This window comes from Nocardia sp. JCM 34519.1, from assembly GCF_020361265.1.
Taxonomy (GTDB): Bacteria; Actinomycetota; Actinomycetes; order Mycobacteriales; family Mycobacteriaceae; genus Nocardia; species Nocardia arthritidis_A.
Genome location: NZ_JAIRBR010000019.1, coordinates 23,751 through 41,079 on the forward strand (window position 1 = coordinate 23,751; position 17,329 = coordinate 41,079).

The following is a 17,329-nucleotide window of genomic DNA, read 5'->3' on the forward strand; positions in this document are numbered from 1 at the left end:
GAATGCAGGATGGCGGCACCAAGTGCTCAACGATGCGAGGCGCCGGACCGGCGCCGAGCGGACGGGTGGATCTGTATGACCGAGCTCGCTGACCGCGAACTGGCCCCAGCGCCCTATGACCTCGCCGATCGCTACCGGGTCGGCGCCGGAACCGTTGTGCTCACCGGCGTGCAGGCGATCGCCCGGCAGCTGGTCGAGCAGCATGTCCGCGATCTGCGGGCCGGCCGCCGGGTCGGTACGTTCGTGTCCGGATATCAGGGCAGTCCACTCGGCGGCGTCGACAGAATGCTCGCCGGTATGCCGAATGTGCTTGCCGAGCACGATATTTCGTTCATACCCGGGCTGAACGAGGAACTCGCCGCCACCTCGGTGTGGGGCAGCCAGGGCCAATTGCCCTCGGACACCGCGACGCACGATGGTGTCGTCGGTGTTTGGTACGGCAAGGGGCCCGGCCTCGACCGCGCCACCGACGCGCTGCGACACGCGAACATGTACGGCGCGAACCCGAACGGCGGGGTGCTGCTGCTGGTCGGCGACGATCCGGCCTCGAAATCCTCCACCGTGCCCGCGGTCAGCGAACGGTCGCTGGCCGCGATGGGCATTCCGGTGCTGTTCCCGCGCAACGCCCGCGAGATCATCACGATGGGCCTGCACGGGGTCGCGCTCTCCCGGGCCTCCGGTTGCCTGGTCGCGCTGAAGATCGTCGCCGACGTCGCCGACGGTGCGTGGACGGTCGACGGCAATGTCGGCGACATCGACATCACCGTCCCCGAAATCGAGTGGGAGGGTAGGCCGTTCACCTATCTGCAGCGGCCGATGGCGGCCCCGGCCGACAGCGTGATCGCCGAGGCCGATCTCTACGGCCCGCGCTGGGAGACGGTCAAGGCGTACAGCACGCTCAACGAGCTGGATGTCATCGAGGTGAATCCGGCCCAGGCCACCGTCGGAATCGCGGCCACCGGAACCACATTCGACGCGGTGCGGCAGGCACTGATCGATCTCGGCGCCGACGATGCGGCGCTCGCGCGCGCCGGTATCCGGCTGCTGCGCATCGGCATGCCGTATCCGATAGCGCCGCAACGCATCCGACAATTCGCCGACGGCCTGACCGAGCTGATCGTGGTGGAGGACAAGACCGCCTTCATCGAGACGCAGATCCGCGAAATCCTTTACGGCGCACCGGGTGCACCGCGCATCATCGGCAAGCGCGACGCCGCCGACCGTCCGCTGTTCGCCCAGGACGGCGAGCTCACCACCGGACGCATCATCGGGCCGCTGCGCCGGGCCCTCGACGGCCGTCTCGAGCTGAAACGACCACTGCCGCAGCCACTCTCACTTTCCGTGCTGCCCGCCAAGCGGGCCGCCTACTTCTGCAGCGGCTGTCCGCACAACCGCTCGACCGCCGTGCCCGACGGTTCGCTGGCCGGCGGCGGTATCGGCTGCCACACCATGGTCACCCTGTCCGGCCGCGAAGACAGCAAGGTGCTGGGGCTGACCCAGATGGGCGGTGAGGGCGCGCAGTGGATCGGTATGGCCCCGTTCACCAAGGTGCCGCACCTTTTCCAGAACATCGGCGACGGAACCTATTTCCACTCAGGGCAATTGGCGGTGCAGGCCTGTGTCGCCGCCGGGGTGAACATCACCTTCAAACTGCTCTACAACGACGTCGTCGCGATGACCGGCGCACAGGATGCCGAGGGCGCCCTCGCGGTTCCGATGCTGACGCACAAGCTCGCCGTCGAGGGCGTGCGGCAGATCATCATCTGCGCCGACGACATGAAGAAGTACCGCAGGCGCGATCTGGCCGCCGGAACCCTGCTGTGGCACCGGGACCGGCTCGACGAGGCGCAACGCACCCTGCGCGAAATCCCCGGCGTCACAGTGCTGATCTACGACCAGCACTGCGCCGCCGACGCGCGCCGTCAGCGCAAGCGCGGCACGCTGCCGGCGCGGCGCACCCGCGTCGTCATCAACGAGGCGGTGTGCGAGGGCTGCGGTGACTGCGGCGTGAAGAGCAACTGTCTCTCGGTCCAGCCGGTGGACACCGAATTCGGTCGTAAGACCCGAATCGACCAGACCTCGTGCAATACCGATTACAGCTGCATGGACGGCGACTGCCCGTCGTTCGTCACGGTCGAGCTGCCGGATCCGGCGAAGGCGAAGAAGCGCAAGGCGGTTCGGCGTCCGGAACCGCCTCGTCTGCCCGAATTGCCTTATGTGCCGGTGACTTCCACGCAGAACGTCTTCCTGGCCGGTATCGGCGGCACCGGCATCGTCACCGTCAACCAGGTGCTCGCGACCGCCGCGCTGCGGGCCGGATACGAGGTGGCGAGCCTGGACCAGATCGGCCTCAGCCAGAAGGCGGGCCCGGTGGTTTCCCACTTGCGTTTCGCCGCAGGCGAATTGGAGCCGGCGAACCGGCTGACACCCGGATCGGCCGACTGCATCGTCGCCTTCGATCTGCTCGCCGCCGCCGACAACAAGAATCTGGCCTACGGCTCCAAGGAGACCACCGTCGCGGTGGCCTCGACCAGCAAGACCCCGACCGGCGACATGGTCTACGACAAGTCGGTGTCGTACCCGGAGACCGAGCTGCTGCTGTCCCGGCTGGATCGGGTATCGCGGTCGATCCACTCGTTCGACGCGCTCGCCGCCGCGGAGCTGCTGTTCGGTAACACCGCCCCCGCGAACTTCCTGCTGGTGGGCGCCGCCTACCAGTTGGGCGGGCTGCGGTTGCCCGCGGCGTCGATCGAGGAGGCCATCGAGATCAACGGCGTTGCCGTCGCGGCGAATATCGCGGCCTTCCGCTGGGGCCGGGTCGCGATCGCGCGGCCGGACGACTTCGCCGCCGTCACCACCAGAGAGCAGGCGAAGACGGCCGAAATCGCCGTCCCTGCAGACCTTTTCGCGGGTCTGACGGCCACCGGCGAGACCCGTCGCCTGGTCGAGTTGCGGGCCAAGGAGCTGATCGGCTTCCAGGACGTGCGGACCGCTCGCGAGTATGTGCGCACCATGCAGGACATCTGGGACGCCCAGTGCCGGGTGACCAGCCGCACCGAGTTCAGCGAGCAGGTCGCCCGCGGCCTGTACAAGTTCACCGCGTACAAGGATGAATACGAGGTGGCTCGTCAGCTGACGAATCCCGCCTTCCTGGACGAGGTTTCGGCGCAGCTGCCGGACGGTGCGAACCTCACCTACAAGCTGCATCCGCCGGTGCTGCGCGCGATGGGCCGCAAGAAGAAGATCGGCTTCGGGCCGCGCACCCACCTCGTGCTGAAGGTGCTGGCCAAGGGTAAGCGGTTGCGCGGCACCAAACTCGATCCCTTCGGCTACGCGCATGTGCGCCGCGTCGAGCGAGAGCTGTTGGCGCACTACACCGACATGGTGACCACCCTGGCGAACCATCTCGACCCGGAGAACTACGACCGCGCCGTCGAGGCCGCCGCACTGGCCGATGTGGTTCGCGGTTACGAGGGCGTGAAACTAGCCAACGTCGAGGAATACCGGAACTGCCTGCGCGAGTTGGATATCGAACCGCCGCGCGGCTGAAAAGCGTGGCTCGGGCCGTGACGCCCCCGAGCCACATCGAGAAAATGGCCCGGAGCGATCCGGGCCATTTTCGTTGTGCCCTGGCGACGCAGAACGGCCCGGAACCAGCGGGTTCCGGGCCGTGCCCGAGCGCGCGTGGCGCCGCGCGGCTCAGTTCGCGGGCAGCTGCGTCGTCGTCGGCTTGCCCTTGTCCGTGACGGTCAGGGCGATCGACTTGCCGCCGCCGTCCCAGCCGTCGAAATCGAATGCTGCGGTACCGGATGCGGCAACCGCGACACCGTCCTTCTTGAAGGTGCGCTTGCCGTGGTCGTCGATCCGCTCCATGGTGATGCCGTAGGAGCCAGGCGCTGCGGACTTGGCCGCGTCGATGGTGAAGACGTTGCGGTCCAACGGAAGCGACACGCTCACCGTGCCATTGGGCCCGACCGCCGCCTTGCTGACCGCGAAGGCGTAATCGGAATGTTCGTAGCTCTCGCCGATTTCGATATCCGGCGCCTGCGCGTCGGTGGAGCCGTAGGTGACCCGGTCACCGTCGGCGCTCATGTCGATGGTCGATTTCGCGTTGGGCGCCAGGTTGATTCCGCGCACCGAAACGTCGAAGGCGTCGCCGAGGATCACCACGTCGGTCTTGTCCGGCTTGGTGAGTCCGGTGCCGTCGACGGTGATGGTGAAGTGGGTGTCGGCGGGAATTTGGTATTCGGGTTCGTACCGGTGGGTGGAGTTGTTCGATTTGATGTCGACGAACCGCGCACCGGGAATCTCGTTGACCCGCTCGCCGTTCAGATAGCCGATGCGCTTGCCCTTGTCATCGGTGATGAGCAGGTGCCCGTGCCGGACCGGATCGCCGTCCAGGTAGATCGTCAGGGCCGGACCGCCCTTCGGTCCACCGGTTTTGCTGCCCTTGGTGTCGTGCGCGGTGTAGGGGAACTGCTGTTTCTGTTGTGCGGGCATCGTCGGATCCAGTTGTAGCGTCGCGGTTGTCGCGTCGCCCTCGTACGGTTCGCTCGGGTTCGCCGGGTTGGCCGCCGTCTCGTAGCGCCAGGTGTCGGTATTGCGGTCGACGTCGATGTGCCGGGTTACGCCGGGATAGTTGTTGTCGTAGATGAGGATCGCGACCTTGCCGTCGCCCTTGTCCTCCACCGCGTACGGGGTCACCTCGTGGCCGCCGGTCCGGTCCCGTTTGTAGAAGCCGACCGAATAGGTTTCGGGCGCACCGGGTTTGAGTACTTGGACAAGTTTGTCGACGATCTGCTTCGGGGTCCCGTTGACCTGCCCGGCCAGCACGCCCGGAAAAGTCTGCCCGATGAACTGCCGGGCGATCATCGACTGCAATTCGACATTGCCCGCCAGGTCGAGCTTGTCGGCGCCCGCCGCACCGTATTTGGCCGGATCCAGTTGGTGCGCGGCCAGCAGCAGGCTGGTCACCGACATGCCGTAGCAGTGCCCGCCCGCCATGGCTTTGTTGGCCTCTTCCAGATAGGCCTGGGCCTGTGGAATGAGTTCACAGCCGCCGACGGTGCTCGCGCACACCGAATCGCCGAACAGGGCATGCATGGTGTCCGGCGTCAGATTCGTCGGGTTGTCGTCGTTACCGTAGTTCTGGAAGCGGAAACCGTTGGCCGCGGGCCGGAATCCGGAGTCGGCCAGCAGTTTGCCGGTGGGTGTGTAATCCGGTTCACTGCCGCCTTCCGTCGACCCTTTAGTCGCGTTTTTGTTCGCCGCGGGCGGATTCGAGCCGCAGCCCGCCAAGGCCGCCGCGATCAGCAAGATCGCGGCGCAGGCACGGAGTCCGGATTTGTCACGCATGTGCCGAGCATCGCAGAGTGACGATCACCGACCGATCATCTAAAAATCTCTCCGTCATGGCCGAAATGGGCGTGCCCGCAAGGGTTCTGCCCATGCGCAAGGACTGCCCCGATCTGGACGAGAGCACGGTCGTGCCGCTGGGGCAGCATTACACCCTGCCCCAGCAGAATGCGGACGGATCGGTCACGCTGTGTCCGGAGACCGCACCGCCGGGCTACGTCATGCTGCTGGGGGCTCGCCGGTATGCCAGGAGGTCACCGTGTGGGCCTGTCGTTCACCGCCCCGGTGCGGCAGCCGGGACTCGCCTGCCTGTTGCCACCTGGCACCCTCGAACAGCCGCGCTGATCGAGCCGGTGCCCGACGCGCCGAAAACCGTCCGGACGCGCTACTCCGCCTGACCCTCGAAAACTATCCGCAAACTTTATGGAACCGATCGCGCCGTTGTCCCGTCCAAACATTCAGCAGGACAACAGAAGACACGGACCGCTGGACAGCGGCGGTCCGTGTGGACGATCGGGGGTAGTAGGTGGTCACTACGCATGCGAGCCGGCCGACCCGGGTTCGGGGTGGTCGCAACCAGGCCGGATCGGCTCCAGATCTCAACGGGCCCCTGGTATTGGCGCATCCCAGCCTGCGGGAGTACCTCTGCTCACGAAATCCGTTGTGGGGCAACCCGGTCGCCACCGGCATCAAGGTCGAATTCGTCGATTACGAGGGCCTGAACACCCGTGACGACCTGGACGGCGCATCGATCATGCTGCCGGTCAATACCGAATATCAGGCCCAGAACCTGCAGACCGTGCGCGCACGGCACGCGATGGAGCTGATCGTCGCGGTCACCAACGATGTCACCGGCCACTCGACATACTTCGCCATCCGCGCAGGCGCCAACTTCGTCATCAATCTCGCGATCTCCGGCGAGCAGCAGGCCGAGATCTTCCGGGCGCGGCTGCGCGAGCACGCCCGCTCGACTCGGCCCGCCTCGGTGGACACGGTACCGCGCGGTGGGGGGTCCGAGGTGCGGCACATGAGCGTCCGGCGCGGCGCCGGGGCGCATCCAGCACCGCTGGACGAATCCGACCAGCGCCTGCTGCATATGCTGCGTTCACCGATGACCGTCGCCGAAATCGCGCGCCGGAACTACATGTCCGAGCGATCCATGTACCGGCGTATTCGCCATCTCTATGACGCGCTCGGTGTGGTCGGCCGCGCCGAGTTGGTCGAATGTACCGATCAGGGCGCGGGCCGGTCGCCCGTCGCGCTGTATGCCTGATCGAAATCGTCAATGACGCAAAGGATTCGAGATGCAAGCCGACTTCATCGACTACCTGACCTGGGACGTGCGCAACGACGTCGCCTACCTCGCGCTGCGGCAGAACCGTCCCGGTGACCGGCACGCCGCACGCACCATGCAGGTCACCGACGACACCGGCGCGGTGGTCGCGCTGCTCGACTTCGGCGCGGACGGCGAGCTCATCGGCATCGAATTCTTGGCTGCGCAAGTGCAATTGAGCGACGCGTTGAAGGCGGCCGCACGAGTGGCGAACGACTGACCGCGCACCGCTGAACCGACCTATCCGAGGAGAACCATGGCCAACAGCTTGTTGCGCTTGGCCATTCGCAATATTCAGAGGCAAGTTTGCCCGCCCGAGTGCCGAGGCTCGTCGGCTTCGGCATTCGATGCGCCCGACCGCGTCGAGCGGGAATCTCCATGGCAGAGGGGGACGAAATGCAGGTAGATCCGGTGGAGTTGCGCGCGCTGGCAACATCGATGGACAGCATCGGCGCGGAGATCAAGGCGCTGAAGGTGCAGTCGGTGGCCGAGGACGCCTCCAGCGCGCTGCCCGGTTCGGCGCTGGCGCAGATGTATGCGTCCGCCGGTGCGCTGGTGGAGGACGCTTGGGCGCGAATGGCCGCGCGGTGCGCGCAGGTCTCGGTCATCGCCAAGGGTGGCGCCGAAAACTATGTCGTCACCGATGACGAATTCCGTGACAAGATCAACGCGTTGGGCAGCAGGCAATGAAAAGCAATTCCGGAGACCAACCGACGCTGAGCCAGGTCCGCTCCTGGCAACCCTGGAAGCTGCGCGAGGTCGGCGAGGAGATGAACAAGCGCAGCGCCGATTTCAGCAGCCTGCTCGAAAGTATGGTCACGCAGATCAGGGATGCCGGTAAGCACTGGCAGGGCGACGCCTATTACTCCGCATACGATCGAATCGCGGGTGACCGCGACACCGGCTCCAAAATCGCCCAGGAGACCGGCGAACTCGCGCAAACCCTGATCGACGGCGGTAACAGCCTCACCGGATACCGGCAGGCATTGCTGGACAAGGTCGACGAGGCCGAGCGCGCCGGATTCCAGATATCCGAAGACTGGCAGGTGACGGCCGGAACCGCCACCGACACCTCCGACCTGCACACCTATCAGAGCGCCATCACCACGTCGCTGAACGAAATGATCGGCGTCCAAACCGATTTCACCACCAAGGCGGAGGCGGCCGACACCGGTCTGCGCACCCGGACCGATCAGCTGGGTTCGACCGACCAACCCTCCGATAAATCGACACAATCCGATGACAAGTCGACGCTGACCGGCTCGCCCAAAGCCGATCCGAGCGCCGCCGCCCCCACCGACGATTCGACCAAAACCGTGCCGACCACGACGAGCCCGCAGAACGTCGACACCACCAAGCAGACACCGGTCGAAACGCAGCCGCAAACCCAGAACCCGTCGAACGGTAATCCATCACAGACACAGGACCCGTCGCTGACGCAGAATCCGGCGCCGACGCAGAGCCCGACCAAGAAAGACCAAGGCAATCCGTCGAATGGGAACCCATCCAACGGGAACCCATCGAATGGCAATCCCTCCAACGGGAATCCGTCCGATGGGAATCCGTCGAACGGTAATCCCTCGAATGGGAACCCCTCGAATGGGAATCCGTCCAACGGGAACCCCTCCAACGGAAACCCGTCGAATGGCAACCCGTCCAACGGAAACCCGTCGAACGCGAACCCCTCGAACAGCAATCCCTCCAACGAAAATCCGTCGAACGGGAATCCGTCCGATGAAAATCCGTCGAACGGAAATCCGTCCGACGGCAACCCATCCGACGGAAACCCCTCGAACGGCAACCCGTCCGACCCCAACACTCCGGCGACGACAACCGACAAGGGCAAGGCGGGCGAGTGGCGCCCCGGCGACATCTCCGAACTCGTCAGCTCGGTCAGCAAGATTACCGGCAGTGTCCCCGACCTCATCAAGGCAGGCGGCGAATTCCTCAAGGACGCAGGCGAATTCGGCGGTGAAATCATCAAGGACGGCGCCAGCGCGATCTCGACGGTCACCGATTCGGTGACGAAGGTGGTCTCGGCGATCGATACCGCGATCAACCACACCGGAACCCCCGACGGCACACCGATCAGCGACCCGAATACCCCCGCCCCGACCAACGACGGCTCAGGCGCCCCAACCGATCCGAGCAAAACCGCCGCCCCAACCGACACCGGCTCCGGTTCCCCCGACCACAAGCCCGACGCCGGTGCCCCAACCGATCACAGGAACGGCTCCGACACTCCACCGGACAAGTCCGCCGCACCAACGGATCACAACTCCGGCGCCCAGCACGACAAGGCCGCCCCACCTCCACCGCAGGACCAGGCCCCAACCAAACCCACAACCCTGACCGCCGCCGACTCCACCGCAACACCCACCCAGCCCACCTCCACCCAAACCGCGACCCAGCCCACCTTCCTGAGCGGTCTGATGGGCGCCGCCGCCTCCCGCGGCGACACCGACCACGAACACACCCCGCGCCGTTTCGACCCCGAACCGGCCCCGACCCCCGAAGAGGACGACTTCGACGAGGAATACAAACCTTCCTGAAATCCCGGCTCACCCGCGCCCGACTGGGTCGGCGGGCCAGGTTACCGACGGCCCCATCCGAGCGCTCGCGGCGACCCAAATCTCGCCTCGAATACTCGGAGGGGTGGAAACTATTGTCATCACCTCTCCGCAAGAGGAGCAGAGGGTTTCCGATCCGAGCATCGTGACCGGTCAGGTGCGGACATTCGAAAACAATGGGCGGTGGCGCGCCCGGGATCCGGCTGCACGACAACCTCCGGCGACGGAAGACCAGTCACCCCAAAACAGTGGAGGCCAGAGGGTTTAGCACCCTCTGGCCTCCACTTTCGTAGCGGGGACAGGATTTGAACCTGCGACCTCTGGGTTATGAGCCCAGCGAGCTACCGAGCTGCTCCACCCCGCGTCGGTATTTACAACACTACACGTGCGGGGTGGAGGTACCAAAACGCCCGGTCAGGGGTGGTTCAGCCGAACTGAATACCTTGGGCGAGGGGGAGTTCGGCGGAGTAGTTGACGGTGTTGGTGGCGCGGCGCATATAGGCCTTCCACGAGTCGGAGCCGGATTCGCGGCCGCCGCCGGTCTGCTTCTCGCCGCCGAACGCACCGCCGATCTCGGCGCCGGAGGTACCGATGTTGACGTTGGCGATGCCGCAGTCGGAGCCGTCGGCGGCCAGGAAGCGTTCGGCCTCGCGCTGGTCGCCGGTGAAGATGGCGGACGAAAGTCCTTGCGGCACAGCGTTGTGCAGTTCGATGGCGGCGTCGAGATCGTGGTAGTCGAGCACGTAGAGGATGGGTGCGAAGGTTTCCTCGCGCACCACGGCGGTCTGCGCGGGCATCCGCACGATGGCCGGGCGCACGTAGTAGGCGTCGGCGCCGAATCCGTCGACTCGCTCACCGCCGCATACCAATTCGCCGCCGTCGGCGATGGCCCGCTGCAGTGCGTCACGCATCGCCGTGTAGCCGCGCTCGTTGATCAGCGGGCCCACCAGCACCCCTTCGTCGAGCGGATTGCCAACGCGCAGTTGGCTGTACGCCTTCTCCACCTGTTCGATCAGCGGGCCGACCACGTCCGCGTGCACGATCAGCCGCCGCAGTGTGGTGCAGCGTTGTCCGGCGGTGCCTGCCGCGGCGAAGACGATGCCCCGCGCCGCCAGCGCCAAATCCGCTGTGGGCGTGACGATCGCGGCATTGTTGCCGCCGAGTTCGAGCAGGCAGCGGCCGAAGCGCGCGGCCACCCGCGGCGCGACCAACTGTCCCATCCGCACCGAACCGGTGGCGCTCACCAGCGCGACGCGCGCATCGTCGACCAGCTTTTCGCCGACCGTCGAATCGCCCTGAATCAGTTGGTGCACTTCGGGATCCGCGCCGACGTCGGTCGCGGCCCTGCGCAGCAGCGCGTGGCAGGCGAGCGCGGTCAGCGGCGTCGTCTCCGACGGTTTCCACACCACGGTGTCACCGCAGACCAGTGCGACGGCGGTATTCCACGCCCACACCGCGACCGGGAAGTTGAATGCCGAGATGACGCCGACCACGCCCAGCGGATGCCAGGTCTCCATCAGTCGGTGCCCCGGCCGCTCCGAAGGCATCGTCCGCCCGTACAGCTGCCGGGAAAGACCGATGGCGAATTCGCAGATATCGATCATCTCCTGCACTTCACCGAGCGCCTCCGGGCCGATCTTGCCCGCCTCCAGCGTCACCAGCTCGGCCAGTTCCGCCTTGTGCGTGACGAGCAGTTCGGCCAGCCTGCGCACGAGTGCCGCCCGCACCGGCGCCGGCACCGTGCGCCAGGACCGGAAAGCCGTTGCCGCGCGGCCGATCGCCGCGTCGACCTCGTCGAGTGAACTGGGCGCCAGGCTCATGAGCCGCTCGCCGGTGATGGGCGTGCGGGCGAGCAGCGCCCCCGGTTCCGGCTGCCGGGCGCCGAGCGCGCGCAGCAATCGCGCCGCACGCCGGGCCAGTTCGGTGGTCTGATCGCCGAGTACATCCGTCATGTGTTGGTCCGCCATACCTTTCGACCGATGGGTGGTGTATCGAGGTTTCCGCACCGAGGTGGGCTTGCTGAGTTATCTTTCGCTGATGGCGGATACACCGGCACGACCTGTGCTCGACGACATCGATCGGCTACTGATTCGGGAACTGATGGCCGATGGTCGCGCCACCCTGTCCAACTTGGCCGAGAAGGCGAGTCTGTCGGTATCCGCGGTGCAGTCGCGGGTGCGCAGGTTAGAGGCGCGCGGGGTGATCCGGGGCTATACGGCGCATGTCGACCCCGAGGCGCTCGGGCAGTTGCTGTCGGCATTCGTCGCGATCACTCCTCTCGACCCCTCGCAGCCCGACGACGCGCCCGCACTCCTGCAGCACATCCCGGGCATCGAGGCATGCCATTCGGTGGCGGGCGACGAAAGTTACATGCTGCTGGTCCGGGTGGCCTCGCCGCGGCATCTCGAGCAGCTGCTGCAGGAGATCAGGGCGACGGCCAACGTCCGGACGCGGAGCACGATCATTCTGCAGACATTCTATGACAGGTAGTCGTTACGTGGAGTAATTACCGCGGATCTGTAGAGATTTCGTAAATCTTTCCGTACCCTCGCTGGTGTGACCCTCGAACTGGAGCGCACCCGCGCGGGTGGTGACATCACCTCGGTCACCCCCGCCGACCGGGTGCATGAGATCTTGTCCGCGAACATCCTCGCCGACGGGTTCGACCTTGTGCTGGATCTACGGCAATCCCGTGGCTGCCGGCTGGTCGATGAACGCGACGGCACGTCCTATCTGGACATGTTCGGCTTCTTCGCGTCCAATGCGCTGGGTATGAACCACCCGGCGCTGGCCGACGACGAGGAGTTCCGCGCCGAACTGGCCACCGCCGCACTCAACAAACCGAGTAATTCCGATATCTACACCGTCGAGATGGCGAGGTTCGTGGAAACCTTCGCCCGGGTACTCGGCGATCCGCGCCTGCCGCACCTGTTCTTCATCGACGGCGGCGCGCTGGCCGTGGAAAATGCGCTCAAGGTCGCCTTCGACTGGAAGAGCAGGCATAACGAAATCCACGGCCGCCCAGCCGAACTCGGCACCAAGGTGCTGCACCTCACCGGGGCGTTCCACGGCCGCACCGGTTACACCCTCTCGCTCACCAACACCGATCCGACGAAGACGGCGCGCTTCCCCAAATTCGACTGGCCGCGCATCGACGCGCCGGTACTCGGCGACGGCGTCGACATCGAGGCGGCCGAGGCGAAAGCGCTCGACCAGGCGCGTCGCGCCTTCGCCGAAAGCCCGCACGACATAGCGTGTTTCATCGCCGAACCGATTCAGGGCGAGGGCGGCGACCGGCATATGCGGCCGGAATTCTTACGGTCCATCCAACGGCTGTGCCACGATAACGACGCGTTGTTCATCCTCGACGAGGTGCAGACCGGCGTCGGCATGACCGGAACCACCTGGGCCTACCAGCAACTGGGCCTGGAGCCCGACGTGGTGGCCTTCGGGAAGAAGACCCAGGTGTGCGGCATCATGGCCGGCGGTCGCGTCGACGAGGTGCCGGACAATGTGTTCCGGGTCAGCTCGCGGATCAACTCCACCTGGGGCGGCAACCTCACCGATATGGTGCGCACCCGGCGGATCCTCGAGGTTCTGGAGGCCGACGGGTTGGTCGAGCGGTCCCGCCCGCTCGGCGCGCACCTGCTGGACCGGTTGGGTGTGCTCGCCGACGAGCATTCGAGCGTCAGCGAACCGCGCGGGCGCGGGCTGATGTGCGCGATCACGCTGGCCACACCGGAACTGCGCGACCGGGTGCTCACCGCGCTGCGCGAGCAGGAACATGTGCTGATCCTCGGCACCGGTGAGCGCGGTATCCGGTTCCGGCCGCCGCTCACCGTCACCGCGGCCGAAATCGACGCCGCGGTGGACGCATTGGCGCGCGTGCTCGAGACGCTCGGTTAGGCCCGCCCGAGGGCAACCGCCGAACGCCGCGCAATGTCGATTGCGCGGCGTTTGCCATATTTCTGGACTATGCCAACAGACCCGAGATGACCTGGTAATTCGGATGATTCGGGCGGGCGGCGCGGATTAACCAATAATCAGCTGGCCACCGCATAGGCTTCGCAGCCATGTCCTCTCGTCCTCACCACTTCCCGGCACGGTGCAGCGCGTGAACCGACGTCTGGCACCAATTGTCGTGACGATCGTCCTGGCGGCCGCGGGCTGCTCCTCGACCAGCGAGGCGGGTTCGGTGGTCGGCCGATCGACGACCCCGGCGGCGCCCGCGCCGCCGCCACACCTGACGAACCTGCTACCCGGCATGCCGCCGCCGCTATCGCCCACCGATGTCTACGCGGCGGATCGGGAGCTCAGCCCGGCCGTCGCCGAGCATCGGCCGCTGGTCTACGTGCCCAACAGCGAATCGCATTCGGTATCGGTGATCGACCCGAACACCTTCGAGGTGATCGACACCTTCCCGGCGGGTGGGCGGGAACCGCAGCATGTGGTCCCCGCCTACGACCTGCAGACCCTCTACGTCACCAACGATCTGCCGATCGGCAGCGGCAGCCTGCTCCCGATCGACCCGCGCACCGGCAAACCCGGCGACCCGCTGCCGGTCCGCGACCCGTACAACATGTACTTCACCCCGGACGGCAAATTCGCGTTGGTCGTCGCCGAGGCGGACAAATCGCTGGACTTCTACGATCCGCACACCTGGCAGCGGGTGGACGCCATGGCGGTGCCCGACTGCGCGGGCATCGATCACATGGACTTCACCGCCGACGGCCGATTCGCCCTCGCCAGCTGCGAATTCTCCGGGCGCATGCTGGTTTTCGACGTCGCCGAGCACAAACAGGTCAAGCTGATCGACCTCCCGAGCGGCAGCACCGGCATGCCGCAGGACGTGAAGCTGGCACCCGACGGACGCACCTTCTACGTCGCCGACATGATGGCCGACGGCGTCTACACCATCGACGCGCTGACCTTCGAGAACACCGGATTCATCGCGACAGGCAAAGGGGCGCACGGACTTTACGTCACCCGCGATTCGAAGCAGATGATCATCACCAACCGCGGCGAGGGCACCATCTCGGTCTGGGATTTCGCGACCAACCAACTGGTGCGCAAATGGGAAATCCCCGGCGGCGGCAGCCCCGACATGGGAAACATCTCCGCCGACGGCCGCACCTTCTGGGTATCCGGCCGGCACCACGGCGAGGTCTACGCGATCGACATCGTCAACTGGAACCTGTTGGCCCGCATACCCGTCGGCCGCGGCGCACACGGGCTGACAGTCTGGCCCCAACCGGGCCGCTACTCGACCGGACACACGGGCGTCATGCGCTGACCCAACCGGCCGCACCCAATCCTGTTGTGCGGGATAGCAACTGGGTACGGCCGGTCAGTCGGTAGTCGAGTTCTAGGCAGTGGGCATGGCCTCAGGTTATTCGAAGTCCAAGTGCGCCTTCGACGAAACGGCGGACTGCGGCTTGCCCGCTCTTCAGGGCGGGTTCGTGGCCGGGGCGTGCCCAGCCGGTGAGTTCGGCCGTTTCGCCGGTGGGGGTCACGACGATTTCGGCGACCAGTTCTGCGGTGGTGGGGTCGCAGACGGCCCAGGAGAAGTGGGTTTCGTCGGTCCATTGGGTGGTGCGGGTGGCGACATAGTTCGGGTCGGTGATGCCGCCTGCGGCGAGGGCCGGGCGGTCGTCGATGCGGTCGTCGGCGCGTAGGGCGCGCAGGTACCAGGTGCCCGCGTTGATCTCCACCGGCTCCATCAGGCGCGGTCCTCGTCGTCGCGGCGGCCCTCGAGGCTGTCCCGGCGGCCTTCGAGGCGGTCGCGGCGGCGGTCGAGCCGGTCTTGATGGCGGTCGAGATGTTCGCGGCGCCGCTCGTCCCGGCGGGGGTTGTGGCGTCCGCCGTAGAGCAGGGCGCCCGCCAGCGGGATCGCCAGGAAGAACCACCAGTGGCCGGTGGCGAGGAACAGGATGAGCGCCAGAATCGGGATGACCGCCATGATCCGATCCGGCCAATCGGACAGGAATTTATGCTCCGATTTCGCGGGCGCGGGTTTCTCGGCCACCGGCTGCGGCAGATCGGTGAACACCTGTTCCAGATCGCCGCGGGTCAGCGCCGCCGCCACGATCGCACTGCGCTCGTCGAACTCCGCGACGCTCAGCCTGCCCGCCGCGAAATGATCGGAAAGCCGCTGCAGCGCCTCTTCTCGTTCGGCGGTGCCGATGCGGATTTCCGGGACCTCACTCATAGAGGAAAGGGTAATAGGCGCGGGTCGCGCGGGGTCCGCGATACGGCGGTTGCCCATGGTCGGAGAGGTCACACTGTCGCCCGGTCTGCTCCGGGACTACCCTGCAAGGTAAGCTCGGCGCTTGACATCTGGACCGTGAGCTGCGCTTTCGGTATTCGCGGCGAGATGTCAACGGCGACACGGAGGTTTGCGGATGGGGGAGGAGCGGTTCGGGAGATATCGGCTGGAGCGGTTGCTCGGCAAGGGTGGGATGGGCCAGGTCTGGCTGGCCTACGACACCGTCGTCGAGCGCAGGGTCGCGCTCAAGCTGTTGCCCGCCGAACTCGCCACCGACGCGAAGTATCGCAAGCGCTTCGAGCGCGAGGCCGAAGTCATTGCGGCGCTGCGCGATCCGCATGTGGTGCCGATCCACACGCACGGTGAGATCGATGGACGGCTGTTCATCGATATGGAATTCATCGAGGGCATCGATCTGGGGGTCCGGTTGCAGACCGACGGGCCGATCCCGCCCGCCGTCTCCGTCGCCGTCATCGAGCAGGTCGCCTCCGCGCTGGACGCCGCGCACCGGGTCGGCCTGGTGCACCGCGATGTGAAGCCGTCCAATATCGTGCTGCGCGCCGACGGTGCGGCCTATCTGATCGATTTCGGGCTGGCCCACAGTCGCGGCCAGACCGCGCTCACCGCAACCGGTTTCGCCATGGGCACCTGGGCCTATATGGCCCCGGAACGCTACACCGGCAACACCGACGGCCGGTCCGACGTGTACTCGCTGGCCTGCGTGCTCTACGAATGTCTCACCGCGCGACGCCCTTACGGCGACACCGACCCGCCCCAGCAGATGCACGCCCACCTGATGTCCGCACCGCCCCGCGCGAGCTCGCTGAATCCGGTCATCCCGCCGACATTGGACGGTGTCATCGCGCGGGGCTTGGCGAAGGATCCGGTGCAGCGCTATCAGTCGGCGGGCGAATTCGCGCGCAATGCCCGCGCGGCGCTGGAGGCCGGTAAACCGCCGACGAAACTGCTTGCGAATCAGGACATTCCGCAGACCAGGATCGAGACCCGCATCGCGCCGATGTATCCGCATCCCGGATTCGCGCAGCCGGTTCCGGCGGGAGCGCCGATCCCGCAGCCGAATCCGCGGCGCGGACGTCAGCGCAGCCATCCGGTGACACCGCACCTCCCGCACAACCAAACGGCCATGCCGCGCGCGGGAGCCGTTGCGCCCCAAGTCAATGCGCCCCAAGTCAATGCGCCGCAGCCACCTGGACATCAGTCGACCGGGCACCAGCCACCTGTGCATCAGTCGCCTGCGCCCCAGCCAACTCCGCAGCAACCGAATGCGAATATGCTCCCGCCGACGGCGCATCAGACGCATGTGCTCCAGCCCAATGCGCCCCAGCCGAACGCATACCCGTCCAATCAGTACCCCGCCGCGCCGCCGCGTCGCCAATGGCACCTGCGTCGCCAGCCCGCCCGTCCCACCGCCACGCCGTGGCCCGTCCGGCCCCCCGTGCCCGCGCCGCGCAGACGTAAGAGCCTCACCAGACGCTTCCTCATCGCGATCATCCTGATCCTGCTCTCCCCGTTCCTGCTTCTCGCGGGCTGCGCGGTGCTCGTGCTGCTGGCCGACGGTGACGGTGGCGGCAGCCCGGCGCCTTCACCGGCCAGCGTCAACGAAACCGATACGGTGACACCGGAAATCCGGCCGACCAAACCCCCGCCGCTACAGATCCCCGGCGGCGATCCGAAAACCGATCCGGGCCCGGTGCTGCGGATACCGGGACTGGAGGACGACCCCGCCCCGTCGACACCGCCGACGAAGGTTCCGCCGGGACGAGGCTGACAGGTTTGCGCGTAGCA

14 protein-coding genes and 1 tRNA gene are annotated in these 17,329 nt (G+C 66.4%); 10 read left to right on the forward strand and 5 right to left on the reverse strand.

The window, feature by feature from the left end:
- Window positions 1-75: 75 nt before the first annotated feature.
- Entirely contained in the window at window positions 76-3,549 is a 3,474-nt protein-coding gene (locus LGY53_RS33445; protein ID WP_225730699.1) for an indolepyruvate ferredoxin oxidoreductase family protein, read from the forward strand.
- 150 nt (window positions 3,550-3,699) lie between these two features.
- Here LGY53_RS33445 and LGY53_RS33450 read toward each other — a convergent pair whose 3' ends face one another.
- Window positions 3,700-5,355, reverse strand: coding sequence for a hypothetical protein (locus LGY53_RS33450; RefSeq protein ID WP_225730700.1), 1,656 nt, complete (start codon window positions 5,353-5,355; stop codon window positions 3,700-3,702).
- A gap of 17 nt (window positions 5,356-5,372) precedes the next feature.
- Here LGY53_RS33450 and LGY53_RS33455 point away from each other — a divergent pair, with 17 nt between their 5' ends.
- The 5 genes from LGY53_RS33455 (at window position 5,373) to LGY53_RS33475 (ending at window position 9,240) form a co-directional block, all read left to right on the forward strand.
- The gene (locus LGY53_RS33455) at window positions 5,373-5,753 is read left to right on the forward strand and encodes a hypothetical protein (protein ID WP_225730701.1); all 381 of its coding nucleotides are present in this window, start codon (window positions 5,373-5,375) and stop codon (window positions 5,751-5,753) included.
- 218 nt (window positions 5,754-5,971) lie between these two features.
- A complete protein-coding gene (locus tag LGY53_RS33460) occupies window positions 5,972-6,628 on the forward strand; it encodes a hypothetical protein (protein ID WP_225730702.1) in 657 nt (218 codons plus the stop codon).
- Window positions 6,629-6,659: 31 nt separating this feature from the next.
- Window positions 6,660-6,908 (forward strand): DUF2283 domain-containing protein, encoded by a 249-nt coding sequence (locus LGY53_RS33465; RefSeq protein ID WP_225730703.1) that lies wholly within the window; start codon window positions 6,660-6,662, stop codon window positions 6,906-6,908.
- A 158-nt stretch (window positions 6,909-7,066) separates the two neighbouring features.
- Window positions 7,067-7,378, forward strand: coding sequence for a type VII secretion target (locus LGY53_RS33470; protein ID WP_225730704.1), 312 nt, complete (start codon window positions 7,067-7,069; stop codon window positions 7,376-7,378).
- Entirely contained in the window at window positions 7,375-9,240 is a 1,866-nt protein-coding gene (locus tag LGY53_RS33475) for a hypothetical protein (RefSeq protein ID WP_225730705.1), read from the forward strand. Before LGY53_RS33470 ends, LGY53_RS33475 begins: the two co-directional genes overlap by 4 nt.
- Before the next feature lie 308 nt (window positions 9,241-9,548).
- Here the strand turns inward: LGY53_RS33475 and LGY53_RS33480 are convergent.
- Both LGY53_RS33480 and LGY53_RS33485 read right to left on the reverse strand, forming a co-directional pair.
- Window positions 9,549-9,622, reverse strand: a tRNA-Met gene (locus LGY53_RS33480).
- A 61-nt stretch (window positions 9,623-9,683) separates the two neighbouring features.
- The gene (locus LGY53_RS33485; RefSeq protein WP_225730706.1) at window positions 9,684-11,210 is read right to left on the reverse strand and encodes an aldehyde dehydrogenase family protein; all 1,527 of its coding nucleotides are present in this window, start codon (window positions 11,208-11,210) and stop codon (window positions 9,684-9,686) included.
- A gap of 85 nt (window positions 11,211-11,295) precedes the next feature.
- On the opposite strand from LGY53_RS33485, the gene LGY53_RS33490 reads away from it, so the two are divergent.
- The 3 genes from LGY53_RS33490 (at window position 11,296) to LGY53_RS33500 (ending at window position 14,551) form a co-directional block, all read left to right on the forward strand.
- Window positions 11,296-11,748 (forward strand): Lrp/AsnC family transcriptional regulator, encoded by a 453-nt coding sequence (locus tag LGY53_RS33490; RefSeq protein ID WP_167472388.1) that lies wholly within the window; start codon window positions 11,296-11,298, stop codon window positions 11,746-11,748.
- A gap of 66 nt (window positions 11,749-11,814) precedes the next feature.
- The gene (gene lat, locus LGY53_RS33495; protein WP_225730707.1) at window positions 11,815-13,164 is read left to right on the forward strand and encodes an L-lysine 6-transaminase; all 1,350 of its coding nucleotides are present in this window, start codon (window positions 11,815-11,817) and stop codon (window positions 13,162-13,164) included.
- Window positions 13,165-13,372: 208 nt separating this feature from the next.
- Window positions 13,373-14,551: a beta-propeller fold lactonase family protein gene (locus LGY53_RS33500; RefSeq protein WP_225730708.1), complete on the forward strand. Its 1,179-nt coding sequence runs from the start codon at window positions 13,373-13,375 to the stop codon at window positions 14,549-14,551.
- Window positions 14,552-14,642: 91 nt separating this feature from the next.
- Here LGY53_RS33500 and LGY53_RS33505 read toward each other — a convergent pair whose 3' ends face one another.
- A complete protein-coding gene (locus LGY53_RS33505) occupies window positions 14,643-14,978 on the reverse strand; it encodes a hypothetical protein (RefSeq protein ID WP_225730709.1) in 336 nt (111 codons plus the stop codon).
- Complete coding sequence (locus LGY53_RS33510) at window positions 14,978-15,466, reverse strand: DUF1707 domain-containing protein (protein ID WP_225730710.1); 489 nt, start codon at window positions 15,464-15,466, stop codon at window positions 14,978-14,980. Before LGY53_RS33510 ends, LGY53_RS33505 begins: the two co-directional genes overlap by 1 nt.
- 193 nt (window positions 15,467-15,659) lie before the next feature.
- Between LGY53_RS33510 and LGY53_RS33515 the strand changes: the two genes are divergently transcribed.
- Entirely contained in the window at window positions 15,660-17,312 is a 1,653-nt protein-coding gene (locus LGY53_RS33515; protein WP_225730711.1) for a serine/threonine-protein kinase, read from the forward strand.
- Window positions 17,313-17,329 lie beyond the last annotated feature (17 nt).